Origin of the sequence: Nocardiopsis sp. NRRL B-16309, from assembly GCF_001279585.1 — a bacterium.
Taxonomy (GTDB): Bacteria; Actinomycetota; Actinomycetes; order Streptosporangiales; family Streptosporangiaceae; genus Nocardiopsis.
Window position 1 is genome coordinate 17,715 of the sequence record NZ_LGEC01000083.1, and the last position, 26,814, is coordinate 44,528.

At 69.1% G+C, this 26,814-nt stretch carries 15 protein-coding genes; 2 read left to right on the forward strand and 13 right to left on the reverse strand.

Features of this window, described 5'->3' with window-relative positions:
* Nucleotides 1-6: 6 nt before the first annotated feature.
* The 12 genes from ADL05_RS18485 to ADL05_RS18540 form a co-directional block, all read right to left on the reverse strand.
* A complete protein-coding gene (locus ADL05_RS18485) occupies nucleotides 7-315 on the reverse strand; it encodes a type II toxin-antitoxin system Phd/YefM family antitoxin (RefSeq protein WP_053618241.1) in 309 nt (102 codons plus the stop codon).
* 40 nt (nucleotides 316-355) lie between these two features.
* Nucleotides 356-760 (reverse strand): DUF6292 family protein, encoded by a 405-nt coding sequence (locus tag ADL05_RS18490; protein ID WP_053618242.1) that lies wholly within the window; start codon nucleotides 758-760, stop codon nucleotides 356-358.
* The gene (locus ADL05_RS18495) at nucleotides 757-14,916 is read right to left on the reverse strand and encodes a DEAD/DEAH box helicase family protein (RefSeq protein WP_053618243.1); all 14,160 of its coding nucleotides are present in this window, start codon (nucleotides 14,914-14,916) and stop codon (nucleotides 757-759) included. Before ADL05_RS18495 ends, ADL05_RS18490 begins: the two co-directional genes overlap by 4 nt.
* 14 nt (nucleotides 14,917-14,930) lie before the next feature.
* Nucleotides 14,931-15,299: a hypothetical protein gene (locus ADL05_RS18500; RefSeq protein ID WP_053618244.1), complete on the reverse strand. Its 369-nt coding sequence runs from the start codon at nucleotides 15,297-15,299 to the stop codon at nucleotides 14,931-14,933.
* Between the two features lie 107 nt (nucleotides 15,300-15,406).
* Complete coding sequence (locus tag ADL05_RS18505) at nucleotides 15,407-15,973, reverse strand: DUF4913 domain-containing protein (protein ID WP_156365915.1); 567 nt, start codon at nucleotides 15,971-15,973, stop codon at nucleotides 15,407-15,409.
* Nucleotides 15,970-17,775, reverse strand: coding sequence for a type IV secretory system conjugative DNA transfer family protein (locus ADL05_RS18510; RefSeq protein WP_053618245.1), 1,806 nt, complete (start codon nucleotides 17,773-17,775; stop codon nucleotides 15,970-15,972). Before ADL05_RS18510 ends, ADL05_RS18505 begins: the two co-directional genes overlap by 4 nt.
* Entirely contained in the window at nucleotides 17,772-19,301 is a 1,530-nt protein-coding gene (locus tag ADL05_RS18515) for a hypothetical protein (RefSeq protein WP_197285848.1), read from the reverse strand. Before ADL05_RS18515 ends, ADL05_RS18510 begins: the two co-directional genes overlap by 4 nt.
* A gap of 12 nt (nucleotides 19,302-19,313) precedes the next feature.
* Complete coding sequence (locus ADL05_RS18520) at nucleotides 19,314-20,789, reverse strand: SCO6880 family protein (protein WP_053618246.1); 1,476 nt, start codon at nucleotides 20,787-20,789, stop codon at nucleotides 19,314-19,316.
* Complete coding sequence (locus ADL05_RS18525; protein WP_053618247.1) at nucleotides 20,789-22,189, reverse strand: hypothetical protein; 1,401 nt, start codon at nucleotides 22,187-22,189, stop codon at nucleotides 20,789-20,791. Before ADL05_RS18525 ends, ADL05_RS18520 begins: the two co-directional genes overlap by 1 nt.
* 47 nt (nucleotides 22,190-22,236) lie before the next feature.
* The gene (locus ADL05_RS18530; RefSeq protein WP_156365916.1) at nucleotides 22,237-22,965 is read right to left on the reverse strand and encodes a hypothetical protein; all 729 of its coding nucleotides are present in this window, start codon (nucleotides 22,963-22,965) and stop codon (nucleotides 22,237-22,239) included.
* The gene (locus tag ADL05_RS18535) at nucleotides 22,965-23,261 is read right to left on the reverse strand and encodes a hypothetical protein (protein WP_053618249.1); all 297 of its coding nucleotides are present in this window, start codon (nucleotides 23,259-23,261) and stop codon (nucleotides 22,965-22,967) included. The genes ADL05_RS18530 and ADL05_RS18535 overlap by 1 nt, the downstream gene beginning before the upstream one ends.
* 2 nt (nucleotides 23,262-23,263) lie before the next feature.
* Nucleotides 23,264-23,737, reverse strand: a complete 474-nt coding sequence (locus ADL05_RS18540) for a hypothetical protein (RefSeq protein WP_053618250.1) — start codon at nucleotides 23,735-23,737, stop codon at nucleotides 23,264-23,266.
* 109 nt (nucleotides 23,738-23,846) lie between these two features.
* Here ADL05_RS18540 and ADL05_RS18545 point away from each other — a divergent pair, with 109 nt between their 5' ends.
* A complete protein-coding gene (locus tag ADL05_RS18545; protein WP_156365917.1) occupies nucleotides 23,847-24,461 on the forward strand; it encodes a hypothetical protein in 615 nt (204 codons plus the stop codon).
* A 1-nt stretch (nucleotide 24,462) separates the two neighbouring features.
* Nucleotides 24,463-25,515 carry an NlpC/P60 family protein gene (locus ADL05_RS18550; RefSeq protein WP_053618252.1) on the forward strand — a complete coding sequence of 351 codons (1,053 nt, stop codon included), beginning with the start codon at nucleotides 24,463-24,465 and terminating at the stop codon, nucleotides 25,513-25,515.
* 6 nt (nucleotides 25,516-25,521) lie between these two features.
* On the opposite strand, the gene ADL05_RS32170 is transcribed toward ADL05_RS18550, so the two are convergent.
* Complete coding sequence (locus ADL05_RS32170) at nucleotides 25,522-26,751, reverse strand: MinD/ParA family protein (protein WP_082376554.1); 1,230 nt, start codon at nucleotides 26,749-26,751, stop codon at nucleotides 25,522-25,524.
* Between the last annotated feature and the right edge of the window lie 63 nt (nucleotides 26,752-26,814).

Sequence of the window (26,814 nt, forward strand, 5' to 3'; positions counted from 1 at the left end):
TGGTACCTATTCGTTTTTCTTGTCTTGGAAAAGAGTTCGCGCGAAGTCTTCCACGGTGGTCAGCTCCAGATCGTCGTCGGCCGGAGCGTTGGACAGTCGCTCCTCCAAGGTCGGCTCGTCGAGCAGGTCGTCGAAGTACTCGGCGAGCGCGAGGTACTGCTCGGCGCTGATCAGTACGGCTTCGGGCCGGTTGTAGCGGCCGAAGACCAGTGGTTGAGCCTGGCGGCCGCCCTGGCGGAGCCTCTCCACGATCGCGGGCAACTCGGTGCGGACGGCCTTGATGCCGTGGGGGTTCAGGAATTCTGCTTTCGTCATGCCTCCACTCTAGCGATGATGTACACCATGGTGTACCCCTTTAGGTCCATGCGGGATCGGTCTCCGGATCGGGATCCGCGCGCCAGGCGGGTGCGTTGTAGGAGGTCAACGCCGCCTCCAGGTCCGGGCTCACCATCTCCGTCCGTTCGACGCCCTGCGCAGCCCTGTCCCCGGCGAGTACGTCGCTCACCCACTGGGCCACATGTTCAGGGGGAGCGACGACGGGATGGGGACACCACCACCGGTTCCCGCCTCCGCTCTCCTGCGTGGCCGACCACCCCTTCTCTTCTTCCCAGAGCACCCGCAGAGCGCGAAGGCGGAACTGGGAACGGCGCAGCCCGGTGTTCTCATGGATCGCGATCACCGAGTCGGGTGTGTGACCAGCCTCGTTGAGTGCCTGGTGCACCGCCGCGGTGTAGTGGCTGTGGTCGGTGCGTGCTGTCATCGGCGAGGTCCCTCCTTCGTGTGCTGGGTGGCCGATCGTCCTGGCGCTGGCCGCGCTGGCCGCGCTGGCGTCGCCGCCGGCGGCTCCGGCTTGGTTGGACGAGGCTTGGAGGTCGTCTGCCGAACCAGCCTCGAAGCGGTGGCGGGTTGGTGCGCTCCCCGGGCCTGTTCCACCTGGACCCGGCGCCGCTCCCAGAGCTCAGCCCGGCTCGGATCGAGGCGGTGGGCCTCCTTCAACGAGGCCAGCGAGGCGACGAACTTGCCCTTGCGCATCATGTGCCCGGCGTTTTCGGAGGCCTGGTCGGCGCGCACGACGTTGCGGGCGTGTTTCCACAGGTACTCACGAGTGGGATCCAGCTCGCGCGCCCGGTCCAATTCCTTGATCGCGGTGCGGTACTGGTGGCTCTGCCGGGCCCTGCCCGCGCGCTCGAAGGCGTCTGTGGCCGCCTGCCAGTCCGCTTTGCTCACCTGGGGCGCAGCGGTATCGACCGGGGCTGTGGAAGCGGTCTGCTGGACGGCGCCTTGGGCAGTTCCCCGCTGGGCGTGGGCGATCTCGCGTGCCACGCTCTGCACCGTCCGCGGGGCGGTTGCTGACTCACCCACCCATGTGGGTGTGAAGCGCTCGCCCCATTCGGCGGGCCAGCGGTCGGTGAACTCCTTCAGCCGGTCCAGGCCCTCGTTGGGCTGGCCCGCGCGCGCCAGGTCCAGGGCGTGCTCGCACGCGATCTCGTGCTCGGCCCAGTAGCGCCGGGCTTCGATCTCCCGGCGTTCCTCAGTAGGTAGGAACAGTTCAGCACCGTCCATGGCCAGGGCCTGGCTCATGCCGCGGTGGTCGCCCGTGTCGCGACAGGTCGCGTAGGTGCTCCACCGCTCGCGCAGGTCTTCGTCGGCCCGCTGCTGCCAGTGCTCGCGGGCGGCCTGGAAGCGCAGGTCGGTTGCTGGCTGGCGGTCCTCACGAGCCGCCGAAGGCGGCAGGCTCTCGCACGCGTGCTCGTAGCGCTCCAGCAGACGCGCGATGGCGTGCGGGCTCACCGAGGCGTTGCGTGAGGGGATGCCCGAGGGCCCCAGGGTGGTGCTCTGCTCGAGGTAGTGGACCATGTCGAGGATCTCGCCGATGGCGGGCGGCTGCACGTCCACGGGGGAGGCCCGTAGCCACTCGTTGGCCCAGAGCACGTCGTCGGGACTCAGCCGCACACCGAGCAGGTTGCGTCCGTCCTGGGAGGCCGTGGTCAAGGCGGCGTGGGCGGACGCTCCTGCCCTGGTCGCTGGGTGAGGAACGTGCCAGCCCTCCGTCATCATCGTGATGGCCATGTCCAAGCGCACCGCCCGCACCTGCGGCGACAGCGGCGACTCGTTGGACCGGCGCAGCGCGTACAGGTAGGGGCCCGCTCCTATGCGTTCCGTGCCCAGAAGCGCGTCGTAGTCGTGCCCGCGCGCGGCCAACGCCCGGGCCAGCATCGTGTCACCGCGCGCGGCCTGGTCCAGGATGTGCCGGTGCACCTCTCGCCAGGCCCGGTTTGGGCTCAGGGTGTCGGCCTCGCGCAGCAGGTCCAGAGCGGCCACCGGATCGTGGGCGTGCAGCTCCACCAGCGCGTCGCGCAGGGGCCGGGCGTGGCGGTCCTGCTCGACCCCCGAGGACCCGGGCACGTGCAGTCGATACCAGTGCAGCTGGTACTCGGCGCTCAACCGTGCTCGCAGAGCGGGCGGTTCCTGCTGGTCCGCCAGCTCGTCACCGATGCGGTCGGTCGCCTCCTGCAGCGCCCGGCGGTGGCGGTGCCACACGCCGCTGTCGGCGACTGCACCGGCTTGGCTCGCGTCGGCGATCAGGCCGCTGATGACGTCGTGGGCGTAGTGGAGGCGGCCCCGAGCGATGAGGGTGTGCACCCACCGGCTCGTCTCGTCCACGCTGTTGAGGTGGTCGTACAGATCGTCCCTTCCTGGGCTGTAGTCCTCCTGCGGTTCGGGCTGGAAGGGCGCCTCGTCGGGGTAGGGGTCGGGCTCATTGATGATGTCCGTGAGGTGGGGCCGGCCCCACTCGGGATAGGGCTCGGCGTCAACGCCACGCGGATCCAGAGCCTGTTCCAGCCCTGGATGCGCGGGGCCGTCGGGGGTGATGCCGTCCCAGGACCGCCTCCAGGCGTAGAGGCCCTCCTCGTCGGCGACGAGCTGGGTCTGGTTGTTCAGCGACTTCGGTGCTCCGCGTAGCAGCCAGACCGACTCCTGCCCGGGGAACTCGGACTTCTCGACCCTGACCGGCACCAGGTCCGGTTGTGAGATCGGCGGGTACTGAGGGTCGCGTGCGAAGGCGGTGCGGTCGCTCTCGAAGAGTGCGTCGGCTGCCTCCAGGTCGTGCCCGATCTCGGCCAAGGTCTGCTCTGCCAGGCGCACGGTGTGCGGATCCCGGGTGGTGGTGTCCAGCAGCGCGGGGTAGTCCTTGCCGGTCATGAGCAGGTGGACACGTACCCGCGCCCACGGCCCGACCTGCGGCTCTTCGGGCTCGTCCAGGCCCAGGGCCGCGGCTTCGGCCATCAGAGCTTCCTCGTGGGCCTGCCTGGCGGCCTCCTCGGCGAGGAACTGGGCTTCCTCCTCGGGGTGGGTAGCGGTGACCGGTTCGGTCTCTACGGCCGCGGGCGCGTCCTGCCGGGCGTCCGCTGCCTCCGGAGTGTTCTTCTCGTGGTCCTGCTCGTTCTGCGGCTGCGGTGGGGCCGGCCTCTCCTCGGCAGGCAGAACCTTCACGGCGGCCTGATCGGCTGAGGCGCCCTGCCGCGAGGCGGACTTCTCCAGGGTGTGCACCAAGCCGGCCCGCATCTGGTCCAGGTCCTCGTCGGAGCGCGCCGACTCGGGGACGGCGCGTGCGAAGCGCGTGAACATCGCCAGCGCCGTGTTCGTGTCAGGGGACTCCGCCTCCACCTCGCGACTGATGGCCTCGTGGAGATCGACGGCCAGAAAGCGCCCCTCCTTCTCCAACTCCGCGAGCTGCTCCTGGAAGGGCAAGGCGTGACCGGGACGTACGTCGTCAAGGCCCTGGGTCGCGAGGTCCTGGTGGATGTCCGCGATGGCGGTGATCGACTCGCGGAAGGAGCCTTCGGCGCGGGCCTGCTCGACCAGGGTGGACACGGTGGGCCGCAGCTGTTCCACCGCCTCGCGGATGTCCTGGGCCTGTTCAGGGGCGACCGGGTCGACGGCGCGGATCTGCTGCACCATGTCGACGGACAGCGGGTAGTACAGGGGCCTCTCAGGGTCGGCGAGACGTTCGTACTCGGCCAGGTGCCAGGCCGCCCGGGGAAGGTCGCCCCGATCGAAGGCCTCCACGATGCGGTTGCGTACCGGGCGGCCGACACTGTCCTTGACGAGCAGGTCGATGCGTTGGTCCAGGCCGCCCAGGGTGGCCTCGCCGCGGCGGTCCGCTTCAAAGCTCATGGCCACACCCGCCAGGAGCGGGGCCACGACGCCCTGGCGGAAGTCGTCGATGACCTGTGCGGCCTGGCGCAGCTCGCCTTCCCCGCACAGCGCCTCGGCGCGCGCGTAGGCGGCGTCATGACGGGCCCAGTACTGCCGAAGCGCGAGCGTGTCCCGCACGACCGGGGGCAGGAACACCTCCTCACCGTGGCGGTAGAGGCCGTGGGCGGTGTCCGCAGGGTCGCCCTGCCCGTTCATGTGGGCGCTGTAGAGGTCGGTGGCGCCCTGCAGGTCGGCGGCCGCGGCCCGGGCCACCTGCTCGTGCAGTTCAGTGAACTCCGGTCCTGTGGCGTGGCGCTCGGGCCCGGCCAGCGCCGGGGGCAGGTCGCGCACCTGCTCGACGTGGGCGTCCATCCAAGCCAGAGCCCTGTGCGGGGCGACTTGGAGATCACGCTCGGCCTCGCCGAGCACCTCGGCGTCGGTGGGAGGGAGCAGGTCCTCACCGGTATGGCGGGCCCAGGCGTGGGCGAACAGACGCTCCTGGGGGGTGATGGGACCCGCCCACGCGGGGATGCGCGGGTCCCCCAGCGTGAACTGCGCGTGATCGCCCGTATAGCCGCGTGTCAGGTCCGCTTCGGCTGCCGCCAGCGCCTTCTCGACGCCGTCCGGGCTCGCCCAGCCCCGCATCCGGATGTGCCAGATGATGTTGAGCCGCCGCATGTGGTGCTCGTGGGAGAGCGGCCCCAGGTCCGAGTCCTCCTCGGTCGGCAACAGGTGGCGCCGCTCGATGCTGGTGTAGGCCAGCGGGTAGTCGCCGGCGAGGTCGCTGCCCGGCGCGATGTGGATGCCCCTCTTGGCGAAGGTGTCGATGAACATCTGCTCGACTTGGGCGACCTGGTGGGCGGCGCTGCGCTCCCGGAGCTCGGCGCTGAATCCGTCCCACAGCTCCCCAGCGCCGTGCTCGTTCTTCTGGAAGCGGCGTGCCTCCCAGATCATCTCCAGAGCCTGCTGGGGGGAGGCGGCCTCCGTCGCGCGCAGGACCTGCTCCATCAGTGCCCGCGGTTCCCCGCGCCCTCGCTCGGGGGCGTCGGTGCGGCCCCATTCGAGCGTGTACAGGGCGGCCAGGCGCGCACGGGCCTCCTGGCCTTCAACAGGCGCGTCCAGGCCTTGGCCGATCTGGCCGGCGGCGTCGGTCAGTGCCCGGTGGTGGCGCCTCCACAGATCTCGCTCCTGAAGGGTGGTCATGGCCTCTTCAGCGCCGCCCAGCAGCCTCAGGGCGGTTGCCGGATCACCGCAGGTAGCGGCCGCGTGCACGGCGTCGCTGAGCTTCACCTGGGCGTGCAGGCGCTCGACGCTGGCCTCGGGCGAAGAGGTGTAGGCCCGCAGGACCGCGGCGTCGTCGGCGCTCAAGTGGTCCGCGGCGTTCGAGGGCGTCGCTGTGAGCGGCTGGCCCTTCTGGACCTGAGCGGGGTCGAGGGCTTGCCCGTCCGGGGCCGCCTGGACCTGGGCGGCGACCTCAGCGCGCAGCTGTTCGCGCACCGCCTCCAGATCCTGGATCCGTTCGGGGTCGGGGTGGGTACGTGCGACCTCGTCGGCCAGGTCCAACAGCGCGGCCGGATCAGCCCCGTCCCGCTTGGCGCGGCTGTACTGGCGCTTGGCCTCATCGGCCTCAGACCAGGCGCGCTTGGAGACCGTTTCGCGCAGGGCCCGAACTCCGAAGGCGTCGTGGGTGTTGTGCACCCCCTGGCTCTCACGCTCCCGGCGCACGTACTCATCCAGGGCCAGCACGCCGTCGGCGGCCGGTACACCCTGTCCCGTGGCCAGCGCCCGGGTCGTGGCATCCGCGTAGTGGTTGCGGCGCCGCTCGTCGTCGGAAGCCGCCGTCCCGGAAGCGAACGCCTGCCAGCGCGCCTCGGTGATGTAGGGGACGTCGAGCTTGTCCAGGTCGTTCAGGAGCTGGTTCACCGACCGCTGGCGGGTCCACACCTTCCAGGGCGAAGGCAGGTACCAGTAGTCCTTCTTGGTGGAGTACTTGAATTTGGCGCCGGTGAGCGCGGTGTGCAGCGGACTGCCCTTGGGAGCCCGGGGCACACCGCGCAGCCGGGTGCCCTCCTCGGAATGCTCCACCCGCACGATGTTGGACGGCAGACCGTCGGCGAACGCCGCCCCGGGGTAGCGCAGCCGGGAGTACTGCTCGGCACGGTCCCAGCACCCGTTGATGTCCAGGTGGTTGGCGTGGGTCAGCAGGGCCAGGGCCGTGGCGCGGCCCTGGGCGCCCACCAGGGTCATCTGGGCGATGACGTCGTTGAACTGGGCCCGCGCAACGCGGTTGATGGTTCGCTCGCTGTAGCGCATGCCGGCGTTGCGGGACGGTTCCAAGTGGGTGCGGGCTTGCTGGATCAGGCGGGCGTCCAGTCCGTCCTCGCCCAGCAGGGCGGGCAAGGCGACGTCCTGATGTTGGCCGGACAGGGCTTCGACCCAGCGCTGATCGATCTGCAGCTGAACGAAGCGCGGGGTCGCCACCGGCCCCGCCAGGGTCAGGAACTGCTCGGCGTGCCGGAAGAGCCCTTGATCGAGCAGGGCTTTGACGGTGCCATCCACCCGGCGATTGTCGACGGGAGGGTTGAAGAGCGTGAAGGTGAGCAGGTGGCGGTCGGCCTGTTCCAGCGCCGCCTGCGCGGAGTCGGTATCGGTCGGCCCCTCGGCGACCGCGTGGCGGGCGATCTGGGTGAGCAGAGCCCTGTCCTGGGTGTGGCGCTCGACCGAGGCGGGGTCGATGACCTGTGCTGCACCGAGCAGGCGCCAGGCACCGACGAAGTCCTCGGCCTCCAGGCGCTGGTCGACGGCCGCAGCGACGTCGGCACGCGCACGGCCCAGGTCCGAGGTGGCGGTGCCGCGCTCCCCCGCCGGGTCCAGGACGGAGGTGTCGAAGGCCAGCCCGGTACGCGCGTTGTGCTGGGCCACGGACAGACGGTCCAGCAGATCCACGTCCCCATCGACTGCGGAGGGACGCACGTCCATCGGCTCCACGGACGGAATCGAGGGCGGAGAGGCAGCCAGAGAAGGCGCCGGGCCGGTCTCAGCGCCGGAGCCCCTGGCCTCAACCCCCCGCTCCTGCGGTGCTTCTTGGAAGGCTGGCGCAGGCGAGGAAGGCGCAGAAGAGGGTTCGGACATGCGGGCTTCGAGCCGGGAGATCTGTTCGGTGACCTTGTCCGCGGGCACCTGCGGCACGGCCTCCCAGATCTGTCGCAGCACGTCCAGCTCGGCCTCCTGGTCGCCGGCCGCGTGGGCGTCCCGACCCTCTTGTGCCAGCGTCGTGCTCACCTGCTGGGCTTGGGTCAGGACGTCCTTGCGCAGGTCCACCAGGGGCCGCGAGTCGACGTCGCCGAGGAATTCGGGCGCACGGGCCAGGCCATGGTCCTCCAGGTGCTGGTGGAGGGTGTCGATGGCCTCGACCGCGGTGCGCAACTGGCCCTGGAGGCGCAGCCGCTCCACGGACAGCTCTACCTCTCGCTGGCTCGCCTGCACGATGGAAGAGGGGTCTTCGCCGGCGTAGACAGTGGTCTGCCACAGCTTGTCCGCCTGCAGGTTGTAGGCGTCCCGGATCTCCTCCACATCCGAGAGCAAACCCTGTGCTGCCTCGGGGTTCATGTGCTCCAGCACCTGGAAGAGCTGCCAGGCGTTCTCGCCGTGCAGGCGCTGCAACCCAGGATCCGTGCCGTCCTCGAAGCGCTGGCTCTCACGCACCTGACGGTGCATAGCGTTGGCCACCGACTGGTACAGCCGGGCGTGCTCCTCAGTGCCCTCCTTGCCCCGCATACGCTCCAGGCTCTGAAAGAGCAGGCTCCGGTACTCCGGTGCGGCGTGGCCGTACATCACCTGAGCGGCCCAGTAATCCCGCTCCCCTGAGGAGGCGCGCTGCTCGGCAGCCCTCTGGTACAGCCGGGTGGCCTCGTAGCGCAGACCCGCCTGCTCCACCGCCTCGATGCGCTGCTGTGTTTGACGCAACCAGGGGACCAGTGCCGAGCCCCGGGTGATCCTGAAGTAGTCGAGGCCGCGCTCGCCGGGGTCGTCGTGAAAGGACGGGTGGGTCTGGGCCAGGCGATCGCGTGCCAGGCCGTAGGCGGCTCGCACGACGGTTGCACCCTGACCGGCCTTGATCCTGCTCGGCAGCAGGTCGGAGCTGGTGATCAGGGCGCTGCGGAACACCCAGATCTCCTTCTCCCAGACCCTGGTCTCACCGGTGTTGGCTGCGGCGATGCGGGCCCGGTTGAGGAACCGCTCGGCGAACTCCAGTTGACCGGCGCCGACCAGATGATCCACGGCATCGCGCAGGTTCTCGATCTGGGCGAGGCGCTCTGACCCCGCCCTCGCTCCGGTGCGGTAGGACTTGCGGTAGGACTCCAACTCCTGTTCGGCGTCTTCGCGCAGAGCCATGGTCCGCCTGACGGAGCCCTGGTCGGTGGGGTCGCTCAGAGCGGACACGAGGCGCTGCCGGGCTGAAGAAAAGCGCTCCTCGGCCTGGTCGTGGTCACCTCCGATTGGAGGCAGAGGTGCCAAGTCCTGATGCTGGAGGTCCTGGAGCGCGTCGAAGGCCAGCGGCAGAGGGACCAGGCCGTCGTCGTCGGGCACTAGGGGCATGGAGGAGTCGGATCCGAGCTTCCGAATCCCTGTGACGGTGCTCGCCTCGGAGTGGGTCTCGGACTCGAAGGTCGGCCAGGCGGGCACCCCGGGTCCGGAGACGTCGAGGGAGTCCTCGTCGACCATGTCCGTCAAGTCCTTGGCCAGCCGCTCCAGCACTTGAGGACTCATACGAACCTGGACCCGGCCGCCGTCGCCGCGGCGGCAGCGCACGGGGTAGGCCCTGCCGGTGGCCACCACATGCCCCAGGGCTTGGACCTCGTCGGACTCCATGTCCACTACGGCAGAGTCGACAGCGGTGCCCTTGCCGGGGGCTGGAGACGACTCCGGAGACGGTCCCTCGTTCACGGGGGTGGCCACGACCCGTACTGAGCCGTCCGGGGCCCGCTCATAGCTGATGCGCGCCTTCTTGAAGGTCCCCTCGCCGGCTGCGGAGCTTGGCGCCTTTACCTCTGCGGCGTCTTCACGCTCAGTCGACTGCTCGACGGCGGTCTCCCTGGGGAACAGGCCCATCTCGGCGAGCTTGTCCGCCTTGTCCCAAGGGCCACCGGGGTCGGCCAAGTGCGCCGATCCGACCAGGTGCCGCAGCGTCATCTCGTCGGTGTGCGGTTTGGCCTGCCGCAGGCGCAGCAGCACCCGATCGCGCGCCGGTCGGCGTTGGAGGGCGGAGGCCTGCTCCAGCTCGTCGATGGCGTCCTTGACCGCCAGTTCCTCCGGCGTCCAGTCCGGGGCGGCCGCAACCTTCCGGTCCTGTGCCGCAGCAGGCGGCGGGGGCGTCGAGGGGGCAGCGCTCGCGGGCCCCACTGTGCCCTCCATCAGGAAACCCTGTTCGCGAGCGGCCTGCAGCAGGACTTCGTGTTCGGACGCCGCGTCGCTCTCCGGTGTGGCTGCGGACGCCGAGCCCGAGGGGTCACGGACAGCCGATGCGGCCGGTCCCGCCGCGGGGGGTTCCGGCGTCGAGGCCGGGGGCGTGGCAGAGCTCGGTGTGGAAGAACTGGCTGCGGGCGCTGGCGCGGCAGCAGAGACAGCGGACTCCACAGCCGAATCGGCGCCGACCGCGACCTCGACGTCTTCTTCGGCCTCGCCCTTGTCCTCATTCATGCCCAGTTCGGCGCGCAGCGAGGCGTCCAGCTCGCGGGCCTCGGCCAGCTCCTGCTCCCAGGGAAAGGCCCGCTCCAAGTTGGCCTGGGCCGTGCGTAGCTTCTTGTGCTCCTTGGGCAGCTGGGCCTGGGCGATGCGCAGACGGTCGTCGAGGCTGTCGATCTTGTTGGTCAGCTGGGTGACCAGACCGTGGGGGGAGAACTCCCGGATCTCCTGAGTACTGCGCAGGAAGAGGTAGCTCGTGGTGGCCGAGCCCTTCTCGTCCGGCAGGTCGGTGAACTCGATCAGGGCGCTGCGGACCACACGCCCCTCCATGTTGCGCTTGGCCTGCAGCGACACGTCCAGGCCGAAGCCGCCCACGATGGCGGAGCCGACCCGGGTCATCTCCCCGCCGTTGGATAGGGCCAACGCCTGATTGCGCTCGCTGAGCAGGACTTGCCGCAGGGCCTGGCCCGCGTCCTTGCGGGACTCATAGCCACGCCCCTCCACCACCATCGTGAAGGTGCCCGGGCGCGTGGAGACGCGCCGGTCGAGAGCGGCCTCCAGACGGGAGATGGCCGCCTCGACCTGGCGGATGCGGGCCGGCGCGTGCTTGATCGTGTGCTGGGAGGCGGCCCGGCTGCGCACGAAACCGCGGTAGCGCTTCTCCAACCGCGACAGCGTCTTGTGGTTCTCGGCGAGCCGCTGCTCCAGCGGATTGTTGGCCGCCATGGACTGGGTGAGCGAGAACCCCGAGACCTCGGCGCTGATGTCCTCGATACTGCGGGTGGTGAGTTGGCCGGTCATTACCTGGGCGATGAACAGGGCCTTGCGGACGTTGGTGTCCCACAGCACCGTGTCGAAGCTGTCGGGGGTGACGTAGCGGAAGATCTGCGCCCGGGAATGGAGGTTGCCCTGGCGCTCGATGCGGCCCTCGCGCTGCTCGATGTCCACCGGCCGCCAGGGGCAGTCCAGGTGGTGCAGGGCTACCGCGCGTTTTTGGACGTTGGTGCCTACGCCCATCATCTCGGTCGAGCCGATCAGCACCGACACCCGCCCGTCCCGGCAGGCGGCGAACAGCTCCGCTTTCTTGCGGTCATCGCCGGAGGTCTCTTGGATGAACCGGATCTCTTCGGCGGGGACGCCGCGGGCGATGAGCTTGTCCCGCAGGTCTTCGTAGACGCTGAAGGTGCGGCTGGAATTCTTCCTCTTCTGCTCGTCCAGCGGCGTGCCCAGGTCGCAGAAGACCATTTGCAGGGCGCCGGGCCGCTCGGATTCGTCGTAGACGGTGTCCTTGTTCGCTTCCCAGGTCTGGGCGATATTGTGGGCGGCGAAATCGGCTTTAGTGGCCCCCAGAGAAAGGTCTTGGAACCATCCGGGAGTCTCACCCCGTTCCTCGATAGGGGTCTTCAGAAGGAGGTAGTACTCCTTCATGCGCCGTTCGCGCTCGTCGGGCGGGAGCCGGTTGAACTCCTCGATCTGCCCGATGGCCCGCTGCACGTCCTCCGGGGACAGGTCGGCCAGGTCCGGCGGTTGGGGGGCCAGGTTGCGGTGCAGGGCGTTGAAGCGGGCGTGGTTGCGTACCACCAGGTGCTCCCCGGGATTGCTCCCGGTGATGGATTTCGCCCGCGCTTGGATTTCGAGCTGCGCGGACCACTGCTCCGGTGTGTGAGGGACGATCAGTGTTTGCGGCCCCTGAACGAATGTGTCCGGGTCGTTCGGGTCGGCGTATCCGATCTCAGGGACGGGGAGGTTTAGATCCTTCGCGGTCTTGATGTCGGCGAAGGTGTGGAACATGCGCAGCAGTTCGGGCAGGTTGTCGAAACTGGCGAACCGGTCCTTTTCGCGGATGTCGCCGTCGACATTGCGCTCGATGATCGGGCGCACCTCACCGAAGGTGGAGGCCCACACGTCGAACTCGAGCAGGCCGCGCTCGGCCAGCAGATCCGGGCGCAGGTACCGCTGGATCATCCATGCCTCGGAGACCGAGTTGGCGATGGGAGTGGCGGTCGCGAAGACCACCCGGCCGCCCTGCTCATGGACGAAGTCGGTCTTCATCAGCATGTCGTCGGCGCGCCCGGCGGCCTCCTTGGCCGCCTCCTGGATGTTGGAGTTGATCTGCCCGTTCTTGAACTTGTGGGCCTCGTCGACGATGACGGCGTCGATCCCGGACTGCTCGAAGCACAGGCCGGGATCGCTCTTGTCCAGGTGGCGTTCCAGGCGCTCTTGGGCGGTGGCGAGCATGCGCTGCAGCCGCTTGACCGTGATCCGGTCGTGGGAGGCGTCGGAGCCGTCGATCCACCCCTGGAGCTCGTCGATGCGCCGCTGCATGTACTCGGCCTGCTTGGCCCGTGACATCGGCAGCTTCTCGAACTGGGCGTGTGTCATCACTACGGCGTCCCAGTCGCCGTTGGCGCACTGGGCGATGAAGTCGGCCCGATATTGGGGCTTCATCTTCTTGCCGTCGGCGACCAGCAGGCGCGCCTGGGGGTAGATCTGCAGCCACTCCCGGGAGACCTGTTCCAGCATGTGGTTGGGCACGACCACCACGGGCTTCTTTGCCACACCCAGCCGGCGCATCTCCATCGCGCCCATGACCATTTCGGCCGTCTTGCCCGCCCCGACCGGGTGGGCGAGCAGCGTGGAGGGCTCGTTGAGGATGCGTGCCACCGCCGCGTACTGGTGTGGCCGCGGGATGAAGTCCTTGTCCAGGCCCGGCAGGGTCATGTGGACGTCGTCGTAGGAGCGCAGCGCGATGCCGTTGAAGGTGTCGTTGTAGACCTCCTGCAGGTGCTCGGCCCGCTCAGGGTCCCCCCACACCCACTCGGAGAAGCGCATCCGCAGCTCTTCGACCTTGCCCCGCGCCGTCTCGGTGGCCACCTGGTCGACGACGGTGCGCTTGTCCTTGCCCTCACCGGTCGTGCGCGTGACCACGACGCGCTTCTGGTTCAGGGTCAGGGTGAGCAGTTCATAGGCGTTGAAGTCATCGGTGCCCCAGGTCTGGGTGGCCTCGGGGTTCTCGGGGCCGCGCACCGCCCAGATGCCGCCGCCGGGGTTCTCCACGACCACGTGCTCGTCATCGAGGAGTTCACGGGCGAACTGCTCCACGTAGGAGCGGTCGATCCAGGACGCGCCGAGCTTGGCGTCGATCTGGTCGGGGACCAGGTCGGCGGGGACCACGGCCTCCAAGGCCTCGATGTTGGCCTGCAGATGCGGCTGGGTGGCCACCAGTCCCTGGGCGGTGCGCAGTTTGCGGCGCACGTCCCCGGACAGGTATTCGGCTGCTGCCACCACCCGATCGTCCTCGGGCGCCTCGGGGTCGTCGAAGACCAGCGTGCCGAGCGCCTCGCGGGCCGCATCGGCGCTGGGGGCCTTGAGCAGGCGGGCGATCTCCTCCAAGTCCACCCGGCCGTGGCTGTCCAGGCACAGTGCCAGAGCGTCGGCCGGACTGTCGGCAAATTCGGCGGGTCGGCGCGGGGCCAGCACCCGCCGGGTGAACACCGAACTCTTTTCGGCCGTCTGGGTCTCGGCGTCGAACCTCTCCAGCGCGTAGACCACCGAGCACATCGGGTCCTGGCGGAACTGCCCCTGGTGGGGGAACTGCTTGGAGCCGTTGGTCTTGTACTTGAAGCGGTTGAGCGGTCCGAACCGCTCGGCGTAGGTGTCGTAGCGGCGGTTGAGGTCGGCGCGCAGCTGCGCCATCTCGTCGGTGTCCTCGGCGCTGGAGGCTTCGGCGTCCAGCAGGGCGGTGTAGGTCTCGCGCAGGCCGATCAGCTGGCGCAGTTCGCGCTCGTCCTTGGCGGGCCAGACCGTGTGCGGGTGGGCGACGCCCCGCTCCATCTTGGTGATCGCACCGTCTTCGGCGATCTGGAGCAGCCCTTCCAGGCGCCCCAGCTCGGCGCTGGGCACGGTGATGGGGGCGAAGTCCTGCGCCGGCGTCGGCTCCAGGCCCCGCTCGCGGGCGGTGGCGGCGATGTCGACGAAGGCCTCGCGCACCGCGCCCGCCAGGTCCGCAGGGCTGTCGGTGACGTCGAGCTCGGGCCCGAACTGGCCCTGGCGGACACCGAGGCGGCCCAGGACGTGGTGGCGGTGGGCGAAGAAGTACTCGTTGGCCCACACCTCCTTGGTGACGTTCTCGTCCTTGTCCGCAAGGTCCAGGGCGGTCGACCAGTGGTTGTGGGCTGAGGGTGCCTGGTGCTCGCCGCGGCGGCGCAGGATGAGGATGTCGGTGACCACCCGGGTGCCGGCCGCGTTCTGGTGCGCGGAGGCGGGCAGCCGGATGGCGCCGAGCAGGTCGGCCTTAGACGCCAGCGCATCCCGTGCGTCGCTGCTCTCGGAGTCCAGGGTGAAGCGGGAGGTGATCATCGCGACCACCCCGCCCGGGCGCACGGCGTCCAAGGACTTGTTGATGAAATGGTTGTGGATCGAGTGGCGGTCGGGGTTGTGGACGGGGTCGTAGACCCGGTAGTCGCCGAAGGGGACATTGCCGACGGCGGCGTCCAACTCTCCCAGGGGGATGAGGGTGTCGCCGAAGCTCTCGTTGAGGACCTGGGCGTGTGGTTCGGGGTACAGGCGTGCGGCGATGCCTGCTGTGATGGGATCCAGCTCCACACCGATCATGCGGGTGGGCACAGGCGTGTCGGTGGGGGCCAGGCCGATGAAGTTTCCGCTGCCGCACCCGGGTTCGAGGACGTTGCCGCCTGTGAAGCCGAGCTCCCTCATCCCGTCCCAGATGGCCGACACCAGTGCGGCGTCGGTGTAGTGGGCATTGAGCGTGGTGCGCGCGGCGGCACCGTACTCGGCGGTGCTCAGCAGCTCGCGCAGTTCGGCGCGCTCGCTGGCGAAGTCGGGGTTGTCGTTGTCGAAGACCTGGGGGACCGCGCCCCACCCCGACCAGCGGGCCAGCACTTTCTGCTCGGCAGCCGTGGCGTCGATGGTGCGGCCCTGCGATTCACGGAGCAGGCGCAGGGCGGCGAGGTTGTTGCGCACCCGGGTCTTGGCGCCGGACTGGGCCAGGTCGTGCTGGCCGCTGGGCACGAACCGGGGCGGCCCTACTTCCTGCGGGGCATGCCCATCTCCCGGGCCAGCCAGTCCCGGGAGTCCTCCAGAGGCTCCTCCTCGAACACCTCCGTGGTCTCCTCCCCGCCCTCCTCCTCCCGGTCGCCGAGCAGCTCCTCCAGCTTGGCGCGCATCACCTGGGCCTCGGCTGCCTGCTGGGCGGTCCGGAGCCGGCGGGCCTTCTCCGGGTGCGTCTCCCCCGGCGGGTCGTCCCCCGCGATCTGGGGCCACAGCTGGGCGATCTCGGAGGCGATCTCCTCCCCGATCCGGGTGAAGAACATCTCCGGGTCGAGCATCTCGGCCACCTCGCTGGGCTGCATCCGCTCCCAGGTCGCCTTCACGGTCTGCCCGTACTGGTTCATCCCCGCCCCCTACCGTGTCGAAGTCCAGTGCCTGCTGCTGATCGACGCTACCGTCCATGGTCGCCCCCGAGCCCTATGCGTCCGTCACCTCCCTCGTAGTGCTCAATTCACTCCTCGTCCCACCACCCGTCCGGGGCCCAGTCCGCACCCAGGGGCGATCCCTCACGGTGGACGTCGCCCTTGCACATGCGGAAGGGCCCGTTCTGCCCCATCAGGACACCCATGTGGTGGTCTGCATGATCGCGCAGCCAGGTGCTCATCCCCGTCTGCTCGTCCAGCCGTAGGCTCTCCCAGGACCGCCACAGCGCGTCCAGGCGCACAATGCCCTCGGGGTGGCGCCACCACTCGCGGCACCACTTGTTCTCGCCGCCCTCGATCCGGACGAAGACATCCAGGAAGTAGAAGTTGACCCACTCCTCCAGGGAGTCGTAGAAGGGCTCGGCCTCCTCCTCTTCCCCGGATTCCTCAGCGGGTTCGGAGCCACTTTCCGCAGGCACCTCCCACTCTTCGGACTCCTCGGCCGTGGCGTCGGCTTCCGGCGGCTCCTCCCACTGGGGTGGGGTGAACTCCTCTTCGAACTCCGCTGCCTCTGCGCGGGCCGCGGCCTCGCCCATGTCCCTGAACCACTGATCCCAGAAGGATTCGGACTCTTCTACCGTCACGGTCGTGCTCACAGTGCGCTTCCTGCCTTCTCCGCCGCCCGCTGGGCGGTCTCCAACTCCGCGAGGTTGAACGCCGCCCCGATCTCCTTGGCGCGCGCGGAGGTGTACCAGGGCTTGAGGTCGACCAGCGCGGGCTTGATACCGGTGGCCATGACCAGAGCCGACCCGCGCGGAAGGGACCGCACGTCGGCGGCGTCGAGGATCTCCTGGTGGCGCAGGGACACCGACTCGCTGGTGCGTTCGGCGTAGGTGACGCTGGAGACGGCCACGTCGTGCTTGCCCACCATCACCGACAGGTCGCGGGCCAGGCTCGGGTCGTCGATGCCGGCGCCGACGATCTTCCTAGTCGCGGCACCCCACATCGCGTCGAACTTGTTCTCACCCCAGACCCCGACGCCTTGCTTCCTGCTCTGCAGGATGGTGACCGGGATGATGCCGCGCGAGCCGAAGTGGGAGTACAGGTCGGGCAGGTCCGCGATCTTGCAGATGTTGGCAGCCTCGTCCAGGACCGCGATGAGGGGGTTGTGCAGCCGCCCGCCCTGGCGCTCGGCCGCGTTCTCCCCCGCGCGCAGGACCCGGTCGGTCAGGGCGGCCACCAGCGGGGCCGCCGCACCCGCTCCGGCCTTGCTCATCAGGTACAGGGTCTGTTTCGAGGTGACGAAGACGTCCGGGTCGAAGGAGTCCAGGTCCTCCGTGGGAGGCGTCACCCACTTCATGATCTGCGGGTCGCGTAGGCACTTCGCGGCCGTGCGCGCAGTCTGGTAGATGCCCGCCCGGGTCTCGGGGGCGCCGTCCTGGGCACCCTTGAGGGAGGAGGCCATGGGGTGCTGGCCCATGGCCTTCAGGATCTCCACGGGGGTGGGCAGCAGTTCGTCATCGAGCCATTCCGCGACCCGGTTCATGTCCAGGTTCGCGCCGGCCGCGGCCAGGATGAAGGCGCACAGCAGGTCGGCGGCGGCCGGCCCCCAGAGGTCTTTGTTCTGCCCGTCGTCCACGGTGAGTACGAAGTGCCCGGCCAAGCGGAAGGCGTCCTCCACGGTGGTGATCCCCTGGAGCGGGTTCCACCACCACTGCTGCGGGGTGTGGGTGATGCCCTGCGGGTCGAACAGCCATGTCAGGCCGCCGGTGTCCTGCTCGCGGACCCGGGCCGTGGCCTGCCACACGTCCGGCTTGTTGGAGGTCACCAGGACGGGGCTGTCCTTGGAGGAGAGGATGTGCGGGATGGCCAGCGACGTCGTCTTCCCCGCTCGGGGGGCCATGATGGCCAGGATCGTGTCTTCCCAGGAGGCATAGATCGTGGGCCCGCGGCGCTTGCCGGGCAGCTTCACGTCCCCCAGGGCCAGGCCGATCTTGCCTTCGGGGAGCTTGGCCTGTTCCTTCGGTGGTAGCTGCGACAGGGGTTTGCGCAAGCTGACGGCGCGCTTTCGGGTCGCCTCGTACCCGGCTTCGGACACGATCGTGTTCTCCCGGTTGATCGCGGCCACCGGGTCGTCCGGTGCGCTGCGCCGCGACAGGACCGCCCGCATCACGAAGAACACCAGGGTCGAAGCCGCAGCGACGACGACGATCCCGGTCGCGATCACCGCAGGGGTAGGGGTCCCCGGCCAGGTCTGCTCGGTGTGGCCGCGAACCAGAGCGCCCACCCACTGCCCGCTGAAAGGCGCGACACTACCGCCGGTCAGGGCCGCGGCGACCCACGCGGCCGCCCACACACACGCGAACAGGCCGACCACGCCCCACAGCAGGCCCAGGACGATCCACGGCCCGTGCTGGGAGTGCAGGGGCCCGCTCTTGGGTCCCAGGGAGCCGCTCACGCCGCCTCCCCGGGGGTGGCGCGGATGGCCTGGTCGGTGTCGTACAGGCGGCGTTCGGCGTTGGTGAGCGTGAGGTCGATGGGCAGGCCCTGGCGGCCCTGCACCTTCAGCATGATCTTGCCGCGCCCGGGGTGGCGCGCCTCAGCCTGCCAGGAGTCGGGCGCCGCCCAGCGGGTGATCATCGCCCGCTCCCGTGCGGTCATCGGCATGATCGCGTGCACGCGCTCCAGCTCGCGCGGGGGCAGCCCGGCCATGGCGGTGATCGCGGAGCGGTCCACGAACCCCCTCGCCTTGGCCCGATCTTCCTCAGTGGGAAGGGCGTCCAGGTCGGCCAGGGAATGAGTCACCATCACCGACGCCATCCCTTTGGAGCGGCTGAGCCGGGTCAGTGCGTCAGCGTGCTCGACCAGGCCCGGGGCGCCGCGCAGGGCCCGCCACAGCTCGTCCATGACGCCCATGTAGAAGCGGCGCGGGGCCAGGCCGAGTTGGGCCAAGGCCGAAGAGGCGTCGACCAGGCCGAACCCGTAGGCCCAGGTGCACAGCATCGCGGCGGTCAGGAGCTTGTCCCCGGCGCCGCCGGTAGCGGAGATGTCCACGCTCACCAGGGGGGCGTCCAGGTCGATGGGGCGGGTCGTCTGATCGTCGAAGACGCCGGCGAGGGACCCGGTGCAGAGCAGGTCGAGGGTGAACACCAGCTCATCGGTACGCCGCAGGTAGTCCTCCCGCGTGCGGGAGCGTGAGGAGGTGACCAGGTCATCGGGGGCCTCGCCGATCACCCGCAGGACGTCGGGCACGGTGGGCTCGGACTCGTCGGAGCGTGCGTCGAGCAGGTCGATGGCCCTGCCGAGCAGGACCTCTTCGGCGTTGGTCAGCGGTGATTCCCGGACCAGTGTGCACAGCGCCAGCAGCAACGACAGCCGCCGGGAGCGTACCTCCCAGCGCAGTTTCTCGGCATCGGGGCCCTCCATGCGCTTGAGGGCCCGACCCAATGGCCCGGCGTCCAGGGGGTTGATCCGGTCCAGGCCGCGGCCGACCCTGATGACCTGACCGCCCAAAAAGTCGACCAGGTCGGTGTAGTCGGGCTTGGAGTCGCCCAGGATCAGGGCCCGGGTGCCGCGGGCCACCGCGCCGGTGATCAACCTCTTCACGAAGGTCGATTTGCCGGTGCCGGGCTGGCCGAGTACGAACACCCCCGGGTTGGTGACCAACCCGGCCCGGAGCCACTCCAGCGGGTCCATGCACACGACTTCGCCGTGCAACTGGTGGCGGCCGATCGGCGTGCCGACGGTGGGGGTCCCCGCTCCTGCCGTGAAGGGGAACATCCCGCACAGCTGCGTGGTCGTCCCCTGGATCTCCACTCCGGGCGTGATGTGGGCGACCCGGCCGCTGTTGGGATGGCGCCACCCCCACAGGGGCGCCACGTGGGACAGATCCACGTCCGGGTCCAGGTGCGACAGGGGCGGGGCGTCTTTGGGGTGCTGCACCGAGGCTGCGGGCTTCTCGGAGCGGCGACGTAGCAGGGACACGTCTGGCCTTTTCTAGTTGCGCAGTTCGTAGGCGAGCGCGGGCGGGAAAATGCCGCAGGGCAGTGTGGCCGCGAACCCCGCGGCTTGGGAGTGGTAGAGGCGTCGCAGGCGGATCTTGCACGTCTCGGCGGACGCCTCCATCTCCGCGACGGCGCGGGGCAGCTGCTCCGGGTCAGTGACGGTGACGGTGGCGTAGACCGTCATCAGGCTCACCCCGGCCCCGGCCGCTTCCTCCTGGGCGGCTTGGCGGGCCCTGGCCTGGTCCACGGCATCGCGGGCACTCTCATCGCGGCCCTGCTGAGAGCGCACCGCGGCCCGGAAGTCGGCCGCGTTGACCTCCGACTCCAGGATGCGAGCGGCGTTCTGGGCGCTGTAGGCGCGGTAGAAGAGGGTGACTCGCTTGGGGTCGCGGGTCGGTGAGAGCAGGCCGGCCAGGATCTGGGACTGCACGTTCTGCCTGGGCGCTTCGTTCCAGGCCCAGCTCACGCTCAGGGCGCCGCTGTGCTCGTAGTGGCGTGCGTGCTCGTGGGCGCCGATGGGACCCGCGTCCTCCCAGATGACATGGTCGGGGTTCTCGTCCAAGGCCTGGTCCACTGGGCCGCGCGCATCCGGGTCGAAGGCCACCCGTACCGCAGCGGCCACCTGGGCGGCGCTGGCCCGGCCCACCACGGCCACCCCGCATCCGGCCAAGGACGTCTCCAGTTGGCTCAAGCTGTGGCCGACCTCGCCGATGGCCTCCTCCATCGTCTTGGGCCGGGCGGGGAACTGGCCGGGGTCGAAGGTGATCGTCACCCTCGTCTCGACGTCGGCGGCCGCAGCAGGAGCGGTGTGCACCAGTTCGGTCATGATGTCGCGGGCCCGTTCGGGGGCCTCGGGCGAGAGCGAGGCGTACACCCGCTCGGCCAGGACGGAGCCGGCCTCAGGCGCGGTGTCCACGGTGACCGCCACCCACAGCACCTGAGGCATGTGGCCCAGGCCGCTGAGCCAGTTGCCCCAGTTCGCGACCCAGGTGTCCACCTCGTCGACGTCGGCCAGCCAGATCGAGGAGGGAGCCACCCTCAGCGTCGCGGTCAGATGACCGGTGCGACGGTTCCAGACGACCCCGTAGTCGGAGCCCAGGCCATCGCTGGCGCTCTTGAGCTGCAACGGAGCCAAGAGTCCCGGGAGTTGGAAGGCGTGGGGGTGATCGGTCAGGACCCCGGACTTGTAGCGGTTGTGGCCCTGCATGGTCGACATGGCCCAACGCAGGCGCTGCACCAGGACCATGCCGACGGGCTCTCCGTGGACGGGGATGAGCACTGCGGCGGCCACCAGCAGCGCCGGCGGGGTCACCCACAGCAGTAGCGGCGGTGAGATCTGCGCGGTCAGGATCAGCACGATGAAGGCACCCAACAGAGTGAGGGTGCCGCCCATGCCCAGCCCGAAGAAGCCGACGCCGCGGCTGCGCCGCCACCCGCCGTAGGTGCGTGGGGGGGAGGAGTCCTCCATTACTTTCCGCCCTTTCCTGTTGTTGCACTCGATGAGCCCGCGGCCTGCTTGGCTGAGTTGACGCCTGAGGAAGCGCCTTGCTGGGCGACTTTGGCTCCTGCTGCCAGCGGTGTGGCGCTGGTGGCCGCCGTCGAGGCCGCCTTGGTGAGCCCGCCGCTCGAACCCGACGACCCCGACGACGGATTGTGGGGACGATTACCTCCGGTGGAGGAGGAAGAGGGCTTGGCGCCCGCTGGCGGGGTATCGGAGCTCTGGGTGGGCTGCTTGCCAGAGGCGTCTTCCTTGGCGCCGGTGGGCCCGGTCCCTCCTGCTTGAGAGCCGCCTCCCAGGCCTCCGCGGCCGGTGGAGTGGGTCTGTTCGGCGCTGCCCAGACGCTGGTTGGTGGAGGCCGCCTGCTGGGAGGCGCCACCACCCCCGGAGGAAGCTGAGGCACCGAGCGCGCCCGCGGCCATTCCCCCGCCGCCCATCCCCGGGGTTCCCGGGCCGGCGACAGAGCCGGACGCCCACGAGAACAGGCTCGTCAGGACGGGCAATGCGACCAGTGAGACCAGGAGCATCATCAGACCGGAGAAGTATGTGGTCAGGTCCTCGCCTTCGACGATGAAGGTGAAGGTGGTCGCGTAGACGAAGGCGACCGTGGGCTTGTACAGGATCAGCGCCAGGAGCCAGCCAGTGACCTTGTGGAACCACGGGGAGGTCGCCTTCATCAACATCCCGGCCGCCGCCAGCGGCAAAAGGGCGGCCAGGATGATGATGACCGCCTCGCGGAAGACCAGGAGAATGACCTGGACCGCGGCGACGACCATCACCACCAGGCCGAAGATGATGATCATGCCGAGACCGGCCCACAACCCCGCGATGTTGGCGTCGGGATCGATCTCTCCCCCGGAGTACTGGCCGAAGGTCAGCACGTACACGAGCCGGTCTTCGAGTTCTTCGGTGCGGGTGCCTTGGATCACCCATTGGGATAGCTGGTCGGCGAAGTTGATCGAGGCGTTGGCGACCGGCAGACCGATGACCTGCACGGCGATCAGCACCAACAGGCCGGTACCCAGGGGCAGGAGCGGATTCGCTTTCCTGCTCAGCACCATTTTCCCGGCGGCGACGACAACACCGAGGGCCGCCACGAGATAGATGATGGGCGATAGGTAGCCGCCCATCGTGTCAATAGTCGACCCCGCTGCCCCCGTCGAGAGGTTGAGGCTATCCGGGGCGACGATCCAACCGACCAGAAGGTTCAGGACGGTGGCGACACCCTCGTTGATAATCTGTGCCAGGTTCTCCATGGCGGCTTCAGCCTCCCCCCTGACCGTGTTGGTCACAGCATCCCGGAGGTTTCCCTCGACGGTTTCCCTCAGACTGTCCATGTGCAGGGAAAGGCAGTCTCCGAGGTTCACCATGATGTCTCCGCCTTGGCACTCTTCGAGTGATTCAGGCATGGCGACCGCTATTCATGGGCGAACTCGGTGAATCCGTGGGTGATCATTTCTTCGGCATCCAGCAGGCGCACGTGGTCCATGTCGCTCTCGGGGACGAGCCTGCGCCAGTCGCCATCGGCCCACAGCAGGGTGACCAGCATTCCGCTCGTCGTGGGGGAACCGTCTCCCTGCTCGGTGTGCGCGTTCACAGCCAGCTCGATGACCGCACCTGACTCGCTGTACTCGTGCACGAGGTAGCCGTGGGGCTCCAGCGATCCGCGATCGGGGTTGGGCTCAAAGCCGAGGCGGTCCATCGCGGCGATGCGCTCCTCGGTATGCTCTCCCGTCCACTGCTCCTCCAGCGAGGTACGGATCACCTGTTCTGGCAGGTCGGCGCTGCGGTCCCCCTGGAAGAAGATGTGCAGCGCCGCCAGGACGGCGCCGCTCTCGGTGCGGGTGAACCCGCGTACCCAGCCCTGGTCGTCCTCCAGAGGCCCGTGCTCGGCGGAGAAGGGCAGGGTGATGCCGCCGTGCTCGCGCCAGGCCAGGCCCTGGACATCGAGCGTCTCCTCCTGGGCGGTGGAGGTGGTCTGCTCGGTGTCCGCTTGGGTGGTGTTCTCCTGCGTGGGCGCGGTTGCGGTGGTGCGTCCGACACCGAAAGCGAGCGCCACGACCACCAGCGCGGCCCCAGCCAGCATCCACATCTTCTTCTTGTCCGGCCCAGGGGTCTCATAGGGCGCGAACGTCGATCGGCGCATCACAGGAACGAGTTGATCAGTGGCGCGCCGATTGCCAGCAGGGAAATCCCTCCGATAACCCAGGGGATTCCCATGGCGCCGTCCGCGGACATCTGGTGTCGATTGCGCCGACCCATGATCATCTGGCCAGCGCAGTAGAGGATCCCCAGCATGCCCAACGACATGACGATCCATTTGGCATAAGAGATCACCTGGTTCACAGGCCCTTGTAGGCCCTCTGGAACAGCGGGGGCGGGATTGGGGACCGCCAAGTAGAAGAGGGAGGAATCCACGGGGGTCGAGAGAATATCGATCATCGCTAGGCTTTCTGGACAATCTCTAGCACTTGGCTGATCTCGGACTGGGATTTGCGAGGCAGTTCCTCCAGCGGCGGCACGCTCTCGCTGGTGCGCAGCAGCGAGAGGTAGGACATGCGGTGCACGGTCGTGTGGCCTTCGAGCATGCGAAAGCGCACGCGCGCCTCGCGCGGCTCGCTTCCCACACCGTCGGCGACCACGACCAGGCAGGCGGCCTCCAGGCCCTGCTCGCGCAGCCCTTTGATGGCGGCCGAGGCCGCCTCGGCCGAACGCACGGTGTTGCGCGAGGTCAGCACGATGGGGCGGCCGTGAGCGTGAACGCCTCGAACCCGGCCGTCGGGGGCCATGAGCGGTCCCACGTCGTAGACGGGGTCCGGCAGCATGGCAGCCAGCGTGCTGGCCCCTGAACCGCCGTGTGCTCCCACGATGACGACGCCGGGCGCCTCATCCGGCTCCGAACCGGTCTCTTCTGCCATGAACCCACTCCCATACGGACAAGCATCACAGAATGAAATTCCATGATTACTCACAGTGATTCAGGCGGTAGCCTACCGATGTCACCGACGGTTTGCGCAAGGAGTGCTCGTGTTCAGCTCGCCCTGGTCCCCCGGGCAGACCCGGCAGGGGCGGCCCGGCAGGAGGGTCTGGTCGGTGACCGTGTTCATGGCCGTGGCCGCGCTGAGCGGGTGCCACACGCACACCGTGCCGCCGCCGAACCCCGCACCCTCCGCCACCACAGCCACCGCCGCGGTCACACCGAGTCCCAAACCCACCTCCGCGCCGCCCGAAGGCCGCGTGCGCATCCCCGCCAGCGACCCCGACTCGGCCACCGAGGTCGCCGAGTCCTTCGTGGTGGCCTACTGGTCCTACGACGCCCGGAGCGACACAGCCGACAGCCGGACCGAGCGCATCCGCCCCTACGCGACCAGCGCACTGCTCACACAGGAACAGGGGGCGCGCCCCCCGTCCGCCGAGTGGTCCCGTGCCCAGGAGAACGACGAGCTGGTGCAGATCACCGAGCCGCGCGCCTACCGCGACCCCTCAGCCCCCGAGCCCAACGACCTCATGACGATGCTGCTGATCGAGGGCACCCGCACCATCACCACAGGTGACGGCGAACGCTCCGAACCGCTGCCCACCCAGGTGCTGTCCCTGGTGAACCACGACGGCGCCTGGTACGTCAACGAGTTCCTCCGCTGAGATGCCGCTCTTCAAGATCTTCGGCGTCTGCGGCCTCGTCTACGCGCTCATGTGCCTCATGCTCCTGCTCACCCTCATCCCCGAGGACGAGACGCTCTCAGGGCGGGGCGGCCTCAGCGGGGCACCCACCGAGTTCGCCCTGGAGGACATCCCCCCGCACTACCTGGTGCTGTACCAGGACGCCGCCACCTCCCAGAGCTGCCCCATCCCGTGGGCGGTCCTGGCCGCGGTCGGCAAGATCGAGAGCGACCACGGCCGCTGGCCGGGGAAGGGCATCACCAGCGGGCACAACGACTGGGGGGCCGCGGGCCCTATGCAGTTCGGTGCCCTGGACGGCTCAGCCGCGGGCAACTCCTGGGGTGGGCAGCCCATCATGGACACCGCCGACCGGCCCGACCAGGGATGGGGCATGGACGGCGACGACGACGGGGTCACCAGCGTCTACGACCCCGCAGACGCCATCCCAGCGGCCGCCAACTACCTGTGCGACCACGGCGCCGACGGCGGCACCCTGGAGGACATCCGTACGGCCCTGTACGGCTACAACCACGCCTGGTGGTACGTGGACAAGGTCATGGCGATGGCGGGCCGCTACGCACACACCCTGGAGCCCGCCCACGAGATCGCCGCACAGGCCATCGACTGGGCCACCTCCCAAGTCGGCGTCTACTACTTCTGGGGCGGGACCTGCGACGACCCCCGCCGGCCCGGCGACATCCCCGGAGGGGCCCAGACCTGGAGCCACAACTGCGACTGCGCCTCTCTCATCCGGGCGGCCTACGAGCACGCCGGAATCACCATCGGAGGATGGACCGGCGACCAGGTCCATGACGGGGTCCGGGTGGACCTCGACGAGATCCAACCCGGCGATCTGATCTTCTCCGCGACCCATGACAGCCGGGGGGTACCCCAACACGTCGTGATGTACATCGGCAGCGGGCAGACCGTCCACTCCCCCCGCCCGGGCCGGCCGGTCGAGATCGTCGACACCGGCTACCACCTCTCCCCCGGGTGGGCCGGCCAGGTTCGCCGGGTGGTTCCCGTGCAGGGGTGAGGCGACTCATCCCTCGGTCAGCCGACGGACGAGCAGAGCTCCCACCTCCATGTAGGCCTCCTGGGTCGCAGCATGCAGGGCGTCCCACTCGAAGATGCCGCCAGCGTCCAGGTGGTCGTCGAAGGGCACCTGGACCACCCCGTGCCCCCGCGATTTGAAGTGATGCACCATCTCGTCCAGGTTCACCGCGCGCCTGGTGGAGCTGTTCACACCCGAGATCACCACGATCGCGCCCCCGGCCAGGTCTTCGTGCCCCAGCTCCTGGAGGAGGTCCAGCGTGGAGGAGGCGGACAGGGCCGCGTCGACCGCCGGCTCCAGGACGATGATGGCCTGGTGGGCCAGTTCCAGGATTGAGCTCATTGCCGAATGGCGCAGGCCGGTACCGCAGTCGGTCAGGACCAGGTCGTAGTAGTTCTCGAGCAGGTCCGCAGTGACCTTGTACGAGTCCGCGTCGTATTGGTCGTGCCCCGCTGTTGCCGTACCGCTGGCCAGGATGTTCAGGCGAGAATCGTTGACCGAGGTGAAGGCCCGCATACGGGTGTAGCGCTGGATCTCATGGACTGATCGGTTGAGGTCGCGCACCGTCAGGTCGGTGGTGCGCCTGACACGATCTCCCAAGGTGCCGCGATCCGGGTTGCCGTCCACGGCGATCACCCTGCTCTCTCGGAGGGAGGCCAGCACTGACCCCACGCCGACGGCCGTGGTCGTCTTGCCCACCCCGCCCTTCAGGCTGAGTACCGCCGTGCGGTGGTGCTCGCCCAGCGGAATGGTGATCTGCTCGTTGAGTGCACGCAGCCGTGCCCGGCGGCGTGACTCCGGGGGGATACGACCTCCGGACAGGCTGGAGAGCCACCAACGAGGCGAGGTCCACGAACCGGCCCTGCCGGACGGCGCGGTGCTGACAAAGAGCTGCTCGCCAGATGCCGGTGCGGACGCCCGTACGGTCGTGGCCCCCGGGCGTTCTTCCCGCCCCTTGGCAGGGCGGGGGGCGGGTGCCGTCGGATGCGGGCGCGCGGCAGGGACGCGGGCCGGAGGGGGCGAGTCGGCCTCAGCGCGAGTGGACGTGTCGACCGTCGAACTGGGGGGCGTCGGGGCTGGCCCGGCCGATTCGACTTCGTCGTGCTGGAATTCCGGAATTTGAGGGGGCGAGGTGGATGAAACGGACGTCTTCTTCAAAGGTGGGGTGTACGCATCACCGACAGGGGTGGCCGTTGGCAGGCCGAGGTGAGAAGTCATAGCACTGATAATGACAGATTCCACCCGTGTTCTCCGCCCCTGAAAGCGTGCCCTCGTAGAGTG

Bases quoted from the DNA above. Each gene is read 5' to 3' on its own strand.
- ADL05_RS18485 (WP_053618241.1), bottom strand. From the start codon at position 315: ATGACGAAAGCAGAATTCCTGAACCCCCACGGCATCAAGGCCGTCCGC.
- ADL05_RS18490 (WP_053618242.1), bottom strand. From the start codon at position 760: ATGACAGCACGCACCGACCACAGCCACTACACCGCGGCGGTGCACCAG.
- ADL05_RS18500 (WP_053618244.1), bottom strand. From the start codon at position 15,299: ATGAACCAGTACGGGCAGACCGTGAAGGCGACCTGGGAGCGGATGCAG.
- ADL05_RS18520 (WP_053618246.1), bottom strand. From the start codon at position 20,789: ATGGAGGACTCCTCCCCCCCACGCACCTACGGCGGGTGGCGGCGCAGC.
- ADL05_RS18525 (WP_053618247.1), bottom strand. From the start codon at position 22,189: ATGGTGAACCTCGGAGACTGCCTTTCCCTGCACATGGACAGTCTGAGG.
- ADL05_RS18530 (WP_156365916.1), bottom strand. From the start codon at position 22,965: ATGCGCCGATCGACGTTCGCGCCCTATGAGACCCCTGGGCCGGACAAG.
- ADL05_RS18535 (WP_053618249.1), bottom strand. From the start codon at position 23,261: ATGATCGATATTCTCTCGACCCCCGTGGATTCCTCCCTCTTCTACTTG.
- ADL05_RS18540 (WP_053618250.1), bottom strand. From the start codon at position 23,737: ATGGCAGAAGAGACCGGTTCGGAGCCGGATGAGGCGCCCGGCGTCGTC.
- ADL05_RS18550 (WP_053618252.1), top strand. From the start codon at position 24,463: ATGCCGCTCTTCAAGATCTTCGGCGTCTGCGGCCTCGTCTACGCGCTC.
- ADL05_RS32170 (WP_082376554.1), bottom strand. From the start codon at position 26,751: ATGACTTCTCACCTCGGCCTGCCAACGGCCACCCCTGTCGGTGATGCG.